The organism is Clostridium perfringens ATCC 13124 (assembly GCF_000013285.1).
GTDB lineage: Bacteria > Bacillota > Clostridia > Clostridiales > Clostridiaceae > Sarcina > Sarcina perfringens.
The window spans coordinates 1052155-1067335 of record NC_008261.1; the positions used below are offsets into that span (position 1 = coordinate 1052155).

Sequence of the window (15181 nt, forward strand, 5' to 3'; positions counted from 1 at the left end):
AATAAAGAATCAGATAAAAGACAATAAATTTATTAATATGACAAAATAATATGAAAAATATGTGAATATATTGACAAAGGGCCTATTAAAATTTATAATAAAGATATCACAAAGGTGTGATTAAGTTTTCGAGCAATGTAGCTTCTTAAAGGTATTTCATTTACTTAAAGATAGGAATGAAACTTTAAGGAGCTTTTTTATTAAATAGTTATGAAAAGGATTTAACTAGTCAATAATTTAACGTGGGAAAGTAAGGTGAGAAGCATATGGGAGAAGAGTCAAAACAGAGAATTATACAAGAATATGTACCAGGGAAACAAGTTACACTTGCTCATATAATAGCAAATCCTAATGAGGACATATATAAAAAATTAGGTCTTATAGTGGATAAAAAGGATGCCATAGGAATATTAACTATAACACCAAGTGAAGCCTCTATTATTGCGGCAGATGTTGCTACAAAGGCTTCAGGAGTTTCATTAGGTTTTATAGATAGATTTAGTGGATCTTTAGTAGTAACTGGTGATATAAGTTCCGTTGAGTCAGCCTTAAATGAAGTTTTAGATGTTTTAGGTAACATTTTAAATTTCTCATCAACTAAGATCACGAGGACTTAATATATGGGAAGAGTAATATTTATGGGTAAGACAGGATGTGGAAAAACAACCTTATGTCAAGCCTTAAACAATCTAGAAATAAAATATAAGAAAACTCAAGCCATAGAACTTTATGATAATGCCATAGATACTCCAGGAGAATATATGGAAAACAGGGGATACTATACTGCTTTAATAGTTACAGCAGCAGATGCTGATATTATAGCTTTAGTATATGATTGTACCTCAGAGGAAAATTATATTGCTCCGGGGTTTGCAAGTATGTTTTGTAAAGATGTTATAGGTATTATCACAAAGATAAATCTAGCTAAGGACGAGTCAGAAATAGAAGTAGCAGAAGAGAGATTAAATTTAGCTGGAGTAAGTAAAATATTTAAAGTTGATACAGTAGATGATGTAGGAATTAAAGAGTTATTTAATTATCTAAACAAATTTTAATTTGAGGTGAACTGTTAATGAAAAGAACTATAGTAATAGTCGATGATGAGCCTATTACAAGAATGGATACAAGAGAAATTTTAGAGGCTAATGGATACGATGTTGTAGGAGAGGCTTCTGATGGTTTTGAAGCAATTGAAGTTTGTAAGAAATATAATCCTAGCTTAGTTTTAATGGACATAGATATGCCTTTATTAGATGGAATAAAAGCTAGTAAGGTATTAACTAAGGAAAAATTAGTTGGGGGCGTAATATTATTAACAGCATTTGAAGACAAAAAGTATATTGAAATGGCTAAAGAAGTAGGAGCCTTTGGATATATGATTAAGCCTGTAAATGAGAAGGTATTTATTCCTACTGTAGAAATGTGCTTATCAAAGGCAGAAGAATTTGATGAACTAAAAAAAGATTATGATAAAATAAACAATAAATTAAATGATAGAAAGTTAATAGAGAAGGCAAAAGGAATACTTGTTAAGCAATTAAACTCAAATGAGAATGATGCTTATAACAGAATAAGAAAATTAAGTATGGATAGAAGAACTACCATGGCTGAAATAGCAAAAATAATAATTGTTGGTTATGAGGGATAATTAATGATTGGAACACTATGTAAAGAATATACTCTTTTAAGTGAAGAGGAGATAAATAAAATAAGAGAAGTTTCAAAATCTCTACAGATTATGGCTGACTTTTATGAAAGTGATGCATTTATAGATGTTTTAGATAAAGAGGGAAACTTTGCTATTGTGGTAGAGCATGCTATTCCAAAAGATAAGCCTTCATTATATAAAGAAAAAGTAGTTGGAAAAAAAGCTTTAAAGGAAAATGAGCCAGGTGTTATAGAAACATTAAAAAATGGAACAGTTAATAAGGATATAAAAGCACTGACTCAAGAAAATAAGTTTGTAAAACAAAGAATACATCCAATTCTTAATGAAGAAAAGGTTGTAGGAGTTGTTATAGTAGAAAAAGATATTAGTAATGAGCTTGAAAGTGATTTCAAAATTGACATAAGTTCTGCAAATGAAAGTTCAGAATCAAAAGGTTTTTTAAATCTTTTAAGAGAAGGTACTTTAATAACAAATAATCTTCATGATGGAATACTTGTTTTTGATAAAAAAGGAAAGCTTGTTATAAAAAATACTAAAGCAGATAATATATATAGTAGTTTAGGATATAAAAGTATAGACTATGGAGATGATTTTAATAAATTGTCTTTAGATAATTCCAAGTTTGAAGATCTTTCAAATGTTATTGGAGAAAAGAGTGACTTAAAACAAATAATAGAGGTTCAAGTGAAAAATTCTTATTTTGAATTAAGTAGAACCTTTATAGATAAAGAAAATTTAAGAATAATTGAGATAATAAAGGACATAAGTGATGTTAAAAATAAAGAGGCTGAGTTAGTTTTAAAATCAGTGGCACTAAGAGAAGCTCATCATAGGGTTAAAAATAGTTTGCAAACAGCAGCCGCATTACTTAGAAGTCAAAGTAGAAGATGCAAAAGTGAAGAGGCTAAGGAATATTTACAGGAAAGTGTAAACAGAATACTTGCCATTGCTACTACTCACGATTTATTATCTAAATCTCAAGGAAATAATATTAAGGTTAGAGATGCACTTGAGGTACTAACAGAAAACATAAAGAAAAGTTGGTATGGATCTAACATAAACATCTATATAACAGGAAATAATTTTTATATAGATGGAGAAAAGCTAACTGGATTACTCTTAATAATGAATGAACTTATACAAAATTGTTTTGATCATGCATTTATTAATAAAGATGAAGGTACAATACAGATTCTAATACAAAGTGATGGAGAAGATAAAGCCATAGCTGTTGTGGATGATGGATGTGGATTTGACTTAGGTTTGATTAACAATAATAATTTAGGATTATTCATAGTTAATAGTTACATAAAGGATCAGCTAAAAGGAAGTATGAATATAACTTCTAACAAAGAAGGAACCAAGGTACTATTAAATTTTAAAATTGAAGAAAATGAAGAATTTAAATAACTATGAACTGCGAAGTAGTGGTTTGAATTGAGCAATGAGGCTTAAGGTTATAGAAAATAAAACTTAGATTTTTAAATCAGGTTTATTTCTGTAGCTTTAAGCCTTTTTAGTTCTTTAAAATAATTATTTAAGTTAAGAAATTTAATTAGAGTATTATAAGTTGATATGAAAAATAACAGCTTATGAATTTTAAAAAATATTAAGGGGGTGAAAGGATGAGAGAGGAACTTTTAAGTGTTGGAATAGATATAGGCACAAGTACAACTCAGCTTATATTTTCTAAGTTAATAGTTGAAAATGAAGCATCAGCTTTTACCGTTCCAAGAATAAGTATTGTAGATAAGGAAATTATCTATAGAAGTGATGTTTACTTTACACCACTTATTTCAAATACTGAAATAGATGGAAGAAAAATAAAAGAAATTATTGAAGAAGAATATAAAAAGGCTGGAATAAATAAGGATGATATTCAAACAGGTGCTGTAATAATAACAGGGGAGACAGCTAGAAAAGAAAATGCAAACGATGTATTACACACATTGAGTGGATTTGCTGGAGACTTTGTTGTGGCAACAGCTGGACCAGATTTAGAAAGTATAATAGCTGGAAAGGGTGCTGGAGCACATATTTATTCTAAGGAACATTCAACCAGTGTTGTAAATATGGACATTGGAGGAGGTACAAGTAACCTTGCACTTTTTTTAAGAGGTGAAGTTAAGGAGACTGGCTGTCTAGATGTAGGTGGAAGACTTATAAAGATTAATCCAAATACAAGAGAGATAATATATATTTCACCTAAAATAGAAAAAATAATAAAAGAAAAGAATTTAGGTCTAGAAATAGGAACTAAGGCAACCGTAGAAAACATTAAACCAGTAGTTAATATTATGGTTTCTTGGTTAGAGGAAAGTGTTGGTTTAAGACCTAAGGATGAATACTTTGATTACATAGTAACTAATAAAAGTATAGCTTTAGAAAATGAGATAAAATGCATATCCTTCTCAGGAGGAGTTGCAGATTATATATATTATGAGGGAGAAATCCAAGACTATTTTAAATATGGAGATATAGGAATAATACTAGGGCAAGCTATTAAAAATTCAGATTTATGTAAGAAGCTTAAAGTAGTAAGATCTATTGAAACAATAAGAGCAACTGTTGTGGGAGCTGGCTCTCATACAACAGAAATAAGTGGAAGTACAATTACTTACACAAAGGATAGTTTCCCAATAAAAAATTTACCAATATTAAAGCTTAGTTTAGAAGATGAAAGTCAAGGTTCTTATGAATTAGAAACAGCTCTTAAGAAAAAAATAGAATGGTTCAGGTTAGAAAATGACTTTCAAAAGATAGCAATAGCTATTAATGGTAAAAAGAATCCATCCTTTAAAGAGATACAGGAGTATGCAAAAGGTCTTGTAAATGGAATGAAGGATTTGATTGAGAAAGAGGGACAACTAATAGTAGTTGTTGAAAATGATATGGCTAAGGTTTTAGGACAAGCAATATATTCCTTACTTAATTTCCAAAAAGAAATTATATGTATTGATGGTATTAAGGTTGAAAATGGAGATTACATAGACCTTGGAACACCAATTGCAGATGGGAAAGTATTACCTGTTGTTATAAAAACATTAGTTTTCAACTAGTTGGAAGGAGGATAAGAAATGATTTTAAAAACAAAATTATTTGGAAAAGTCTATGCTTTCAAATCTTTAAATGAGGTTATGGCTAAGGCAAACGAAGAGAAATCAGGAGATAGATTAGCTGGATTAGCAGCAGAGTCTTCAGAAGAAAGAGTAGCAGCAAAGGTTGTATTATCAAATATAACTTTAGAGGATTTAAGAAATAACCCAGCAGTTCCTTATGAAATAGATGAGGTAACTAGAATAATTCAAGATGATGTAAATGAAAAAATATACAATGAAATAAAACATTGGACAGTATCTGAATTTAGAGAGTGGATATTAGATGAAAATACAACAGGTGCTGATATTAGAAGAATTTCAAGAGGTTTAACTTCTGAAATGGTAGCAGCTGTAGCAAAATTAATGTCTAATATGGACTTAATATATGGAGCAAGAAAGATAAAGGTAACAGCTCACTGTAACACAACAATAGGTGAAAAGGGAACTTTATCTGCAAGACTTCAACCAAACCATCCAACAGATGATCCAGATGGAATAATGGCTTCATTATTAGAAGGATTAACTTTTGGTGTTGGAGATGCAGTTTTAGGATTAAACCCAGTTGATGACTCTGTTGAGAGTGTTACTAAAGTATTAAAGAGATTTGATGAAATAAAAAGAAAATTTAAAATACCAACTCAAACTTGTGTACTAGCTCACGTAACAACTCAAATGGAAGCTATAAGACAAGGGGCGCCTACAGACCTAATATTCCAATCAATAGCAGGTTCTGAAAAGGGAAATGAAGCTTTTGGATTTAATGCAGCAACTATAGAAGAAGCTAGACAATTAGCTTTAAAACAAGGAACGGCTACAGGACCAAATGTAATGTACTTTGAAACAGGACAAGGTTCAGAGCTTTCATCAGATGCTCACCATGGAGTTGACCAAGTAACTATGGAAGCTAGATGTTATGGATTCGCTAAGAGATTCCAACCATTCTTAGTTAACACAGTTGTTGGATTCATAGGACCAGAGTATTTATATGATTCAAAACAAGTTATAAGAGCAGGTCTTGAAGACCACTTCATGGGTAAATTAACAGGAATACCAATGGGATGTGATGCATGTTATACAAACCACATGAAAGCAGATCAAAATGATATAGAAAACTTAGCTGTATTATTAACAACAGCAGGATGTACTTATTTCATGGGAATTCCACATGGAGATGACGTAATGCTTAACTATCAAACTACAGGATACCATGAAACAGCAGCTTTAAGAGAAATGTTTGGATTAACAGCTATTAAAGAGTTCCAAGATTGGTTAGTTGAAATGGGATTCGTAGACGAAAATGGAAAGCTTACTAAAAAAGCAGGAGATGCATCTGTACTTTTAGGATAGGAGGGAGAAGAGAGTTATGAACGAAAAAGATTTAAAACTAATGGTTGAGCAATTAGTTAGCCAAATGGTTGGACAAGTTGATATGCAATCAGTAGAAAAAGTGGTTAAGGAAGTTTCAAAAAATCAATCTCAAGTGGAAAGTGATGAATTTATACCAGATATTACAGAGATAGATATAAAGAAACAACTTTTAGTTGATAATCCAGCTGATAGAGAGGCTTACTTAGAAATGAAAGCTAAAACTCCAGCTAGATTAGGATCAGGAAGAGCAGGAGCTAGATATAAAACTATAACAGCTTTAAGAATGAGAGCTGACCATGCTGCTGCACAAGACTCAGTATTCTCAGATGTTTCAGAGGAATTCATAAAGAAAAATAATTTTATACCTGTGAAAACTATGTGTACTGATAAAGATGAATATGTAACTCGTCCAGACCTTGGAAGAAGATTTTCACCAGAAACAACAGAGATCATAAAAGAAAAATGTGATAAAAATCCTAAGGTTCAAATAATGGTTGGAGATGGTTTAAGTTCAGCTGCAATAGAAGCTAACGTAGAAGATATTCTTCCTTCAATAGAGCAAGGATTAAAAATGTATGGTTTAAATGTTGGACCTATATTATTTGTTAAATATTGTAGAGTTCCAGCTATGGATGCTGTAGGAGAAGCAACTGGAGCAGATGTTGTTTGCTTACTAGTTGGAGAAAGACCAGGTCTTGTAACTGCTGAGTCAATGTCAGCATATATAGCATATAAACCAAAGGTTGGAATGCCAGAAGCTAAAAGAACTGTTATATCAAACATTCATAAAGGTGGAACAACTGCCGTTGAAGCAGGAGCTCACATTGCAGAGTTAATAAAAACAATGTTAGATAAAAAAGCTTCAGGAATAGATCTTAAATAATAAGTTTGGAGGGAATTAAGCATGAAAAATGATTTAATACGTCCTAATGTTTTAAGCGTTAAGATAATATCAAATGTTAGTCCAGAAATGGCTAAAAAATTAGAATTAGAACCACATCACAAGAGTTTAGGATTAATCACAGCAGACTGTGATGATGTAACTTATACAGCTTTAGATGAGGCTACAAAGGCAGCAGAAGTAGATGTAGTTTATGCTAGATCAATGTATGCTGGAGCTGGAAATGCTTCAACAAAATTAGCTGGAGAAGTAATTGGTATCTTAGCTGGACCAAGTCCTGCTGAAGTTAGAAGTGGATTAAATGCTACTTTAGATTTCATTGATAGTGGAGTTGGATTTGTAAGTGCAAATGAAGATGATTCAATTTGTTACTATGCTCAATGTGTATCAAGAACTGGATCATATCTTTCAAAAACAGCAGGAATAAGAGAAGGTGAAGCTTTAGCTTACTTAGTAGCTCCTCCATTAGAAGCAATGTATGCTTTAGATGCAGCATTAAAGGCTGCAGATGTTGAAATGTGTGAATTCTTTGCACCTCCAACAGAAACAAACTTTGCAGGAGCCTTACTTACAGGATCACAATCAGCATGTAAAGCAGCATGTGATGCCTTTGCAGAGGCAGTACAATCAGTAGCTAGTAATCCATTAGGATTCTAATAGGCTAAAGATATGGGAAAAGCTTTAGGATTAATAGAATTTATAGGATATGTACCAGCCATATGTGCTGCAGATACAGCCTTAAAAGCTGCAAGTGTTGATTTGATTGGAATAGAAAAGGTTACTGGAGGAATTGTAACTGTAAAGATTACAGGAGATGTAGATGCTGTACAAGCTGCAGTGGAATCTGCTGAAAATTATGCAAGTAGAATTGGAAGTTTAAGAAGTGCTCATGTAATTCCAAGACTTGATGATGAGGTAGAGAATCTTTTAATGAATAGTAAAAGTTCAGAAGAAGAGATACAAGAAGAAATTCAAGAGTTGGAAGAAGATATTAAAGAGGTTTTTGAAGAGATAAGAGAGGAAATTACAGAAGCTATTATAGAGGAAACAGAATCTAAAGAAGAAAGCCTACAAGAAGATGTTGTTGAATATGTTAAAAATATTAATGATGAAGTAGAAGAAATTTCTGAAAAAATAGAAGGTGAATCTCACTTAGATGAAATAGAAGTTTTTGAAATCTCTCAAAATAAAGAAAGCTCAAAAGAATCTTTAGAAGAAGTTATTATAAAACCTGAACTGACAGAGGATAAGACCACAGAGAATAAAGAAGCTGATTCTATAGATATAAAAGAAATATCTAAAATGAGTGTTAAGGAATTAAGAAAGAAAATAAAATCCTTAAATATTAATATAACTTCTAATAAGCTTAAGTCTCTAAAGAAGAAAGATTTAGTAGATATATTACTAAAATATAATGAAGAAGGTGACAGTTAATGGAGTTTTTAGATAAAGACTTAGTTTCCATACAGGAAACTAGGGGACTTATAAGAAAGGCTAAAGAAGCTCAAAGTAAGTTAGCCCGTATGAGTCAACAAGACATAGATAGAATAGTTAAAGCTATATCTGATGCTGCTTATGAAAATTCTGAAAAACTTGCTAAGATGGCAAATGAGGAAACAGGATTTGGTAAATGGGAAGATAAAGTATTAAAAAATGTTTTTGCTGCAAGAACAGTTTATGAATCAATAAAGGATACAAAAACTGTTGGAATAGTAGAGGAAAATGTTGAGAAAAGAGCATTTAAAATTATGGTGCCAGTAGGAGTAGTTGCAGGACTTATACCATCAACAAATCCAACTTCAACAGCAATCTACAAAGCTATGATTTCAATAAAAGCTAGAAATGCAATTGTTTTATCACCACATCCAAGTGCAAAAAAATGTATTATTGAAACAGCTAAGATAATAGCTAAGGCTGCTGAGAGAGCAGGTTGTCCAGAAGGAGCTATAGGATGCATTACAGTACCTTCAATAGAAGGAACTAATGAACTTATGAAGAATAAAGATACTTCATTAATCCTAGCAACAGGTGGAGAAGCAATGGTTAGAGCTGCTTATTCATCAGGAACACCAGCTATAGGTGTTGGACCAGGAAATGGACCAGCATTCATAGATAAGAGTGCGGATGTTAAGTTAGCAGTTAAGAGAATATTAGATTCTAAAACTTTTGATAATGGAACAATATGTGCTTCAGAACAATCAATAGTAGTTGAAAAAGCTATGGAAGATGAAGTTGTTAGAGAATTAAAAGAACAAGGAGCTTACTTCTTAACTGAAGAACAAGCAAATCAACTATCTAAATTTGTAATGAGAGCAAATGGAACTATGAATCCACAAATAGTTGGAAAAACTCCTCAAGACATAGCTAAATTAGCTGGTTTAGAAGGAATTCCATCTTGGGCAAGAGTTTTAATTCCAAGAGAGTGCCATGTTGGACATAAGTATCCATTCTCAAGAGAAAAGTTAACAACTATTTTAACTTTCTTTGTAGAAGAGAATGTAGATGCTGTATTAAATAGATGTAGAGAAATATTACTAAATGAAGGAGCTGGACATACATTCTGTATGCATGCAAATAATGAGGAGCTTGTTAAGAGATTCGCATTAGAAATGCCGGTTTCAAGAATGGTAGTAAATTCACCAGGAGCTCTTGGTGGAATAGGAGCTACAATCAACTTAGTACCTGCCTTAACATTAGGATGTGGTGCAGTTGGAGGAAGTTCTACATCACATAACATAGGACCATTAGATTTAATGAATACGAGAAATGTAGCTTATGGAGTTAGAGAACTTGAAGATATTAGAGAGTTAGCTGTAGGAGCTACAAAGGAAGTTGCTGCAAGTTTAGATTTAGGTGACAAGGAAGAATTAATAAACTTATTAGTTAAGAAGATTATTGAGGAACTTAAGTAATTTTTAAGATAATTGGATTCTAATATAAATTAAAGACTTATTTAATATTATAGATAATTTTCATTACATAGAAATGAAAAGATATAAAAAGGCTTAATATGTTTTAGTCTTAGGAAAATTAGGTCTTAGGACTAAGGCTATATTAAAAGTCTAGAGAAGTTTCTTTAGGCTAATAGATAAATATAAAATTTTTAAATAATTCAAATTAAAAAGATGTAAAAATACATTAATACTAAGATTTTGGAGTTAAAAGCTCTATGTGAAATTTTAACTAAAAAGGTTTAAAATTAAATTAAAGACAAATTAAAGTCTAAATTAAAAAATTAAGAAGGATATTTTGAGGAGGAATTTGTTATGGCAAACGCAAACGCATTAGGAATGATCGAAACTAGAGGATTAGTAGGAGCAATAGAAGCTGCTGACGCAATGGTTAAGGCTGCAAATGTTCAATTAGTAGGAAAAGAACAAGTTGGTGGAGGATTAGTAACTGTTATGGTTAGAGGAGATGTTGGAGCTGTTAAAGCTGCTACTGACGCTGGAGCTGCTGCTGCTGAAAGAGTTGGAGATTTAATATCAGTACATGTAATCCCAAGACCACACTTTGAAGTGGATGCTATATTACCAAAGGCACCAAAAGCTGAATAATAAAAAGTTGTAATTAGGGGTTGCATAAAGAGTCTTTTATGCACTCCTTTTATACATCTAATAGGGGATGTGATAAAATGGCTGTTTTGACAGAAGGTGAGGTAAGAAAAAGATTAAGTAGAGAAGACCTAAAAGCTCTAAAAGAATTTAAGGTTGTAAAGGGAGAAATAATAACTCCATCTGCAAAGTCTTATTTAGCTGAACATAATATAAATTTAGTTTATGTTAATTCTGAAGAAGAAAAATTAAATAAAGAAACAGAACCTAAAGAGATAATAAGAGAAGTCGTTAGGGAAAAAGAATACAAGTATGAAACTGTTTTTGGAGCTAAGTTAGATGAAAAGCCAGAGCATATGACTCATCTAACAGGCAATCTTCTTGTATTTAAAGATCATAAGAGAATAATATTCAGAGGTAAGATAGATTCTCTTGAAGCAAGAATTGTTGAAACACAAGTTCTTTGTCATAAACAAGGAATGAATAAACTTGTAGAAGACCTTCAAGAAATACTAAATCTTATAGGAAGAATATTGAGATGTGAGGTTTTAAGTGAGCCTTTAGAAGATTTTTCTCTTCAAGGAATGACAGAAAAGGATCTTAGAGAAAAATCACATAACCCTAAAAAATACTTTGGTATAGGACATGAAATGCCAACTTATGAAATGGGTGAAATAGTGGCTGCACTAAATATTTTAAGAACTTTAACTAGAGAAACAGAGCTTTCAGCTTATGAAGCTTTTAAAGGTGAATATGGACAAGTTGAGAGAGAAGATTTAATTAGAGCTTTAAATAGACTATCCTCAGTATTTTGGATTATGATCTTTAAAGTTAGAACAGGAAAGTACGAGAAATAGGAGGAAGCTATGGACAATCTATTACAGGACATTATAGAGGAAGTAGTCAGAAGAGTTAAGGATGAAGCTTTTATAGAAGTTGAAGCTTCAGGTAGACATGTTCATTTAACTAGGGAGCATATAGAAATATTATTTGGAGAAGGACATGAGCTTACTAGAATAAAAGATTTATCTCAACCAGGTCAGTATGCTTGTAAAGAGAGAGTTACTATATCAGGGCCTAGAGGTAAGATAGATAATGTTGTGGTTTTAGGACCACCTAGAAATGAAACTCAAGTGGAAGTTTCATTTACAGATGCTCTAGTACTAGGATCTATACCTCCAGTTAAATTAAGTGGAGATTTAGAGAATACTCCAGAAATAACAATTTCAACAGAGAGAGCTTCTATAGCATTAAATAGAGGGCTAATGGTTGCTAAAAGACATATACACATGACACCAGAGGATGCAATAAAATTTGGTGTTAGTAACAATGAAAGCGTAAAAGTTAAGGTTTTAGGGAAAAGACCTTTAATATTTGATGATGTAATTGTAAGAGTTAGCAAAGATTACAGAACATTTATGCATATTGATTATGATGAAGCAAATGCCTGCGGATTTTCAAAGGGAACTTTTGCCTTAATTGTTGGAAAAGATGAAAAATAATAATTTAAGATATTAAGCTTATACATTAAGTTAAAAGTTAATTATGCTTTAGAAAGCTTTATACTAATTTAATGATATAGAAGTTTTAAAGAGTTATCTTAATTTAGTATATTAAGCTTTTGTAAAGGATTATATAGTTTAACTACCTAAAATCTTAGGAGTATTTAAATAATATTTTAGCTAATGTAAGTGAGAGGAAGCCTCTAAATGAAAGGGGGTAAGGATAATATGGACTATGAAAAGTTAGTTGAATTTTTAGTAGATGAAATATACAAGAGAATTCAAGAGGAAAATAGTAAAAGCAATTCTTTAGAAAAGAGAAAATCCATTGTTGTAATTGGAGAGAGTAATGTAAGTTTCTACAGAGAAGCCTTAAAAGGATTTGATATTAATCCATTAACATCAGAATGCAAAGATTGCGACATATTACTTATATCAAAGCTTTGTATTAAGGGACTTAGCAACATAGCTCAAGGAACATGTACAACAAAGGCAGAAAATTTTGCTTTAGAAATGCTTTTAAAAGGTAAGAAAGTTTATATTCTTGAGGATGGTATTGAGTATAGAAAATACAAAAATACGGCTCCAAAAGTTTTATACAATAAATATATTAAGTTTGAGGAAGAGCTTCTAGCTTATGGCATAGAAGTTATAGATGATTTAAATAGGATTTCAATAGAAAGCAAGGATGAAAAAGTTTCTTTTAGTGGAATTAAAGAAGAAATAAGTAAAAATCTTTGTTTATGTAGTGAAAATAAGGTTGAAGGAAAAAAGGACTTAGATACTACTGCTATTGCAGATGAGTTCACAATAAATCTTTCAAATAAGAAATTAGTATCAGAAAGTGATCTAAGAAAGCCTCACATAAATGGAGTAAGAACCTTAATAGTTGATAAAAAAGCTATAATTACTCCCTTAGCAAAGGATTATATTCGCATAAATAATTTAAATGTTGTGCTTTCTTAGAGTAGCTTAACTCTTTAAAATATGGATGATTTTTGTTTATGAAGCTAATTAAACTTAAGAATCATCCATATTTAAAATAAACAACCTTTAAAAAGGTTTAAAGTATTTAGGGAAAGTGGCAATAAGAGGATTGGGAGTGAATTATTATGGAAATAGGAAGAGTAGTAGGAAATGTGTGGGCAACTAGAAAAGACGAAAAACTAAATGGACAAAAGTTTTTAATAGTTAAGCTTCTTGTAAGTAAAGATAAGGAAAAAGAGGGCTTGTTTGTAGCCGCTGATAATGCTGGTGCTGGAATTGGAGATATTGTTCTTATAACTAAGGGTGGTGCTGCAAGACAATCAATTGGAAATAGAGAAGTTCCTATAGATGCTGCCATAGTAGGTATTGTAGATTCTATAGATATTGAAGAGGATTAATATGAAAAAAAGTATAGGAGCTTTAGAATTTAGAAGTATCAGCAAAGGCATTGAGGTTTCAAATGAGGTTGTAAAAAAAGCTTTTGTAGAGGTTTCTTACCTTAAAAGTATTTGTCCTGGAAAATTCTTTTTAATTGTTAATGGAGATGCTGGAGAGGTGAAGGAAGCCATAGAATTTGGAGAAAAACTTGGAGAGAAATATTTAGTTGGAAGCTTTATTATAAACTCTATTCACCATGACATAATAAATGCTCTTAAGGGAAAATATTCTCAAAAAAACATAGAGGATAAAGCAATTGGAATAATGGAAACGGGAAAGGTTTCTTCCGGTATATTAGCCCTAGATAAAACATTAAAAAGCAGTGAAGTTAATTTAGTTAAGCTTCAACTGGCTTTTGGAATTGGTGGAAAGCTTGTATATATAGTCTCAGGAGATTTAAGTAATGTAGAAAATGGAATGAGAGAAGGACAAGCTATTTTACAAGAAAAGGACATTATAAATGTTTCTATAATTCCTTTTGTACATAGTGAGATAGCAAAAAATTTAATTAAATAAATTTATGAAAAATAATTAAGTCCATATTTTGAGAATAAGGGGGAAGAGAAATGTCTATCAATGAAATTATCGTTTATATTATGGTTGCATGTATGGCTTTAGGAGCTATAGACAAATGCCTAGGAAACAAATTTGGAATAGGTGAACAATTTGAAGAAGGTATAATGGCAATGGGTTCTCTAGCTTTAGCTATGGTTGGAGTTATATGCTTAGCACCAGTACTTGCTTCTGTTTTAGGACCAATAGTAACACCTGTATTTAATGCTTTAGGAGCGGATCCAGCAATGTTTGCAGGTTCAATACTTGCAAATGATATGGGGGGAGCACCACTTGCAGCTAGCTTAGCACAAGATCCACAAGCAGGAATGTTTAGTGGTTTAATCATAGGAGCTATGATGGGAGCTACTATAGTATTTACAATTCCAGTATCTTTAGGAATTATAGAAAAGAAAGACCATAAATTCTTAGCAACAGGAATTTTAGCAGGAATAATAACTATACCAGTAGGAGCTTTTGTTGGAGGATTAGTAGCAGGATTCCCAGCAATGATGGTTCTTAAAAACTTAGTTCCAATAATAATATTTGCAATTTTAATAGCTATAGGCTTAGCCTTTGCAGAAGAAGCTATGATAAAAGGATTTAATATTTTTGGTAAGATAGTTGTTATAATTATAACTTTAGCTTTAGCAGCTGCTATTATAGAAGCTTTAACAGGCTTTGTTATAATACCTGGTATGGCACCAATAACAGATGGAATTGAAATAGTTGGAAGTATAGCTATAGTTTTAGCAGGAGCATTCCCACTAGTTTATATAATCACTAAAGTATTTAAGAAACCTTTAATGGGACTTGGAAAAATATTAGGAATGAATGAAATAGCTGCAGCTGGTATGATTGCTAGTTTAGCAAACAATATCCCAATGTTTGGAATGTTAAAAGACATGGATGACAGAGGAAAAATAATAAACGTTGCCTTTGCAGTATCAGCTTCTTTCGTATTAGGAGACCACTTAGGATTTACAGCTGGTTTTAATCCAGAAATGATATTCCCTATGATAGTTGCTAAATTAGTTGGAGGAATCACAGCAGTTATTCTTGCAATGTTCATAGCAAAGAAAACTTTAGGAAAAATAGAGGAGGCTAAATAA

17 protein-coding genes are annotated in these 15181 nt (G+C 31.6%); all 17 read left to right on the forward strand.

The window, feature by feature from the left end; all coding sequences use genetic code 11:
* Positions 1-266 precede the first annotated feature (266 nt).
* The 17 genes from eutS to eutH all read left to right on the forward strand — a co-directional run bounded on the left by eutS (position 267) and on the right by eutH (position 15181).
* The gene (gene eutS, locus CPF_RS04370) at positions 267-617 is read left to right on the forward strand and encodes an ethanolamine utilization microcompartment protein EutS (RefSeq protein WP_003453843.1); all 351 of its coding nucleotides are present in this window, start codon (positions 267-269) and stop codon (positions 615-617) included.
* A gap of 3 nt (positions 618-620) precedes the next feature.
* Complete coding sequence (locus tag CPF_RS04375) at positions 621-1055, forward strand: EutP/PduV family microcompartment system protein (RefSeq protein WP_011590423.1); 435 nt, start codon at positions 621-623, stop codon at positions 1053-1055.
* A 17-nt stretch (positions 1056-1072) separates the two neighbouring features.
* Positions 1073-1648 (forward strand): ANTAR domain-containing response regulator, encoded by a 576-nt coding sequence (locus tag CPF_RS04380; RefSeq protein ID WP_003453802.1) that lies wholly within the window; start codon positions 1073-1075, stop codon positions 1646-1648.
* Positions 1649-1651: 3 nt separating this feature from the next.
* Complete coding sequence (locus CPF_RS04385; RefSeq protein ID WP_003455831.1) at positions 1652-3079, forward strand: sensor histidine kinase; 1428 nt, start codon at positions 1652-1654, stop codon at positions 3077-3079.
* Positions 3080-3294: 215 nt separating this feature from the next.
* On the forward strand, positions 3295-4728 hold the full coding sequence (eutA, locus tag CPF_RS04390; protein ID WP_011590424.1) for an ethanolamine ammonia-lyase reactivating factor EutA: 1434 nt from the start codon (positions 3295-3297) through the stop codon (positions 4726-4728).
* Between the two features lie 18 nt (positions 4729-4746).
* Positions 4747-6114: an ethanolamine ammonia-lyase subunit EutB gene (locus CPF_RS04395; protein ID WP_004457163.1), complete on the forward strand. Its 1368-nt coding sequence runs from the start codon at positions 4747-4749 to the stop codon at positions 6112-6114.
* Between the two features lie 16 nt (positions 6115-6130).
* Positions 6131-7018 (forward strand): ethanolamine ammonia-lyase subunit EutC, encoded by an 888-nt coding sequence (gene eutC, locus CPF_RS04400; RefSeq protein ID WP_003454028.1) that lies wholly within the window; start codon positions 6131-6133, stop codon positions 7016-7018.
* Positions 7019-7039: 21 nt separating this feature from the next.
* Positions 7040-7693 (forward strand): ethanolamine utilization microcompartment protein EutL, encoded by a 654-nt coding sequence (gene eutL / locus CPF_RS04405; protein WP_003461990.1) that lies wholly within the window; start codon positions 7040-7042, stop codon positions 7691-7693.
* Between the two features lie 12 nt (positions 7694-7705).
* On the forward strand, positions 7706-8470 hold the full coding sequence (locus tag CPF_RS04410) for a BMC domain-containing protein (protein ID WP_011590425.1): 765 nt from the start codon (positions 7706-7708) through the stop codon (positions 8468-8470).
* A complete protein-coding gene (locus CPF_RS04415; protein WP_011590426.1) occupies positions 8470-9948 on the forward strand; it encodes an acetaldehyde dehydrogenase (acetylating) in 1479 nt (492 codons plus the stop codon). The genes CPF_RS04410 and CPF_RS04415 overlap by 1 nt, the downstream gene beginning before the upstream one ends.
* A 354-nt stretch (positions 9949-10302) precedes the next feature.
* Positions 10303-10593 (forward strand): ethanolamine utilization microcompartment protein EutM, encoded by a 291-nt coding sequence (gene eutM / locus CPF_RS04420; protein WP_003453976.1) that lies wholly within the window; start codon positions 10303-10305, stop codon positions 10591-10593.
* A 77-nt stretch (positions 10594-10670) separates the two neighbouring features.
* The gene (locus tag CPF_RS04425; RefSeq protein ID WP_011590427.1) at positions 10671-11447 is read left to right on the forward strand and encodes an ethanolamine utilization cobalamin adenosyltransferase; all 777 of its coding nucleotides are present in this window, start codon (positions 10671-10673) and stop codon (positions 11445-11447) included.
* Positions 11448-11456: 9 nt separating this feature from the next.
* Positions 11457-12092, forward strand: coding sequence for an ethanolamine utilization phosphate acetyltransferase EutD (gene eutD / locus CPF_RS04430; RefSeq protein WP_003455694.1), 636 nt, complete (start codon positions 11457-11459; stop codon positions 12090-12092).
* 207 nt (positions 12093-12299) lie between these two features.
* Positions 12300-13058 (forward strand): TIGR02536 family ethanolamine utilization protein, encoded by a 759-nt coding sequence (locus CPF_RS04435; RefSeq protein ID WP_003455851.1) that lies wholly within the window; start codon positions 12300-12302, stop codon positions 13056-13058.
* Between the two features lie 146 nt (positions 13059-13204).
* Positions 13205-13477 (forward strand): EutN/CcmL family microcompartment protein, encoded by a 273-nt coding sequence (locus tag CPF_RS04440; RefSeq protein ID WP_003453956.1) that lies wholly within the window; start codon positions 13205-13207, stop codon positions 13475-13477.
* Position 13478: 1 nt separating this feature from the next.
* Positions 13479-14033: an ethanolamine utilization microcompartment shell protein gene (locus tag CPF_RS04445; RefSeq protein WP_011590428.1), complete on the forward strand. Its 555-nt coding sequence runs from the start codon at positions 13479-13481 to the stop codon at positions 14031-14033.
* 50 nt (positions 14034-14083) lie between these two features.
* Positions 14084-15181, forward strand: coding sequence for an ethanolamine utilization protein EutH (eutH, locus tag CPF_RS04450; RefSeq protein WP_003454016.1), 1098 nt, complete (start codon positions 14084-14086; stop codon positions 15179-15181).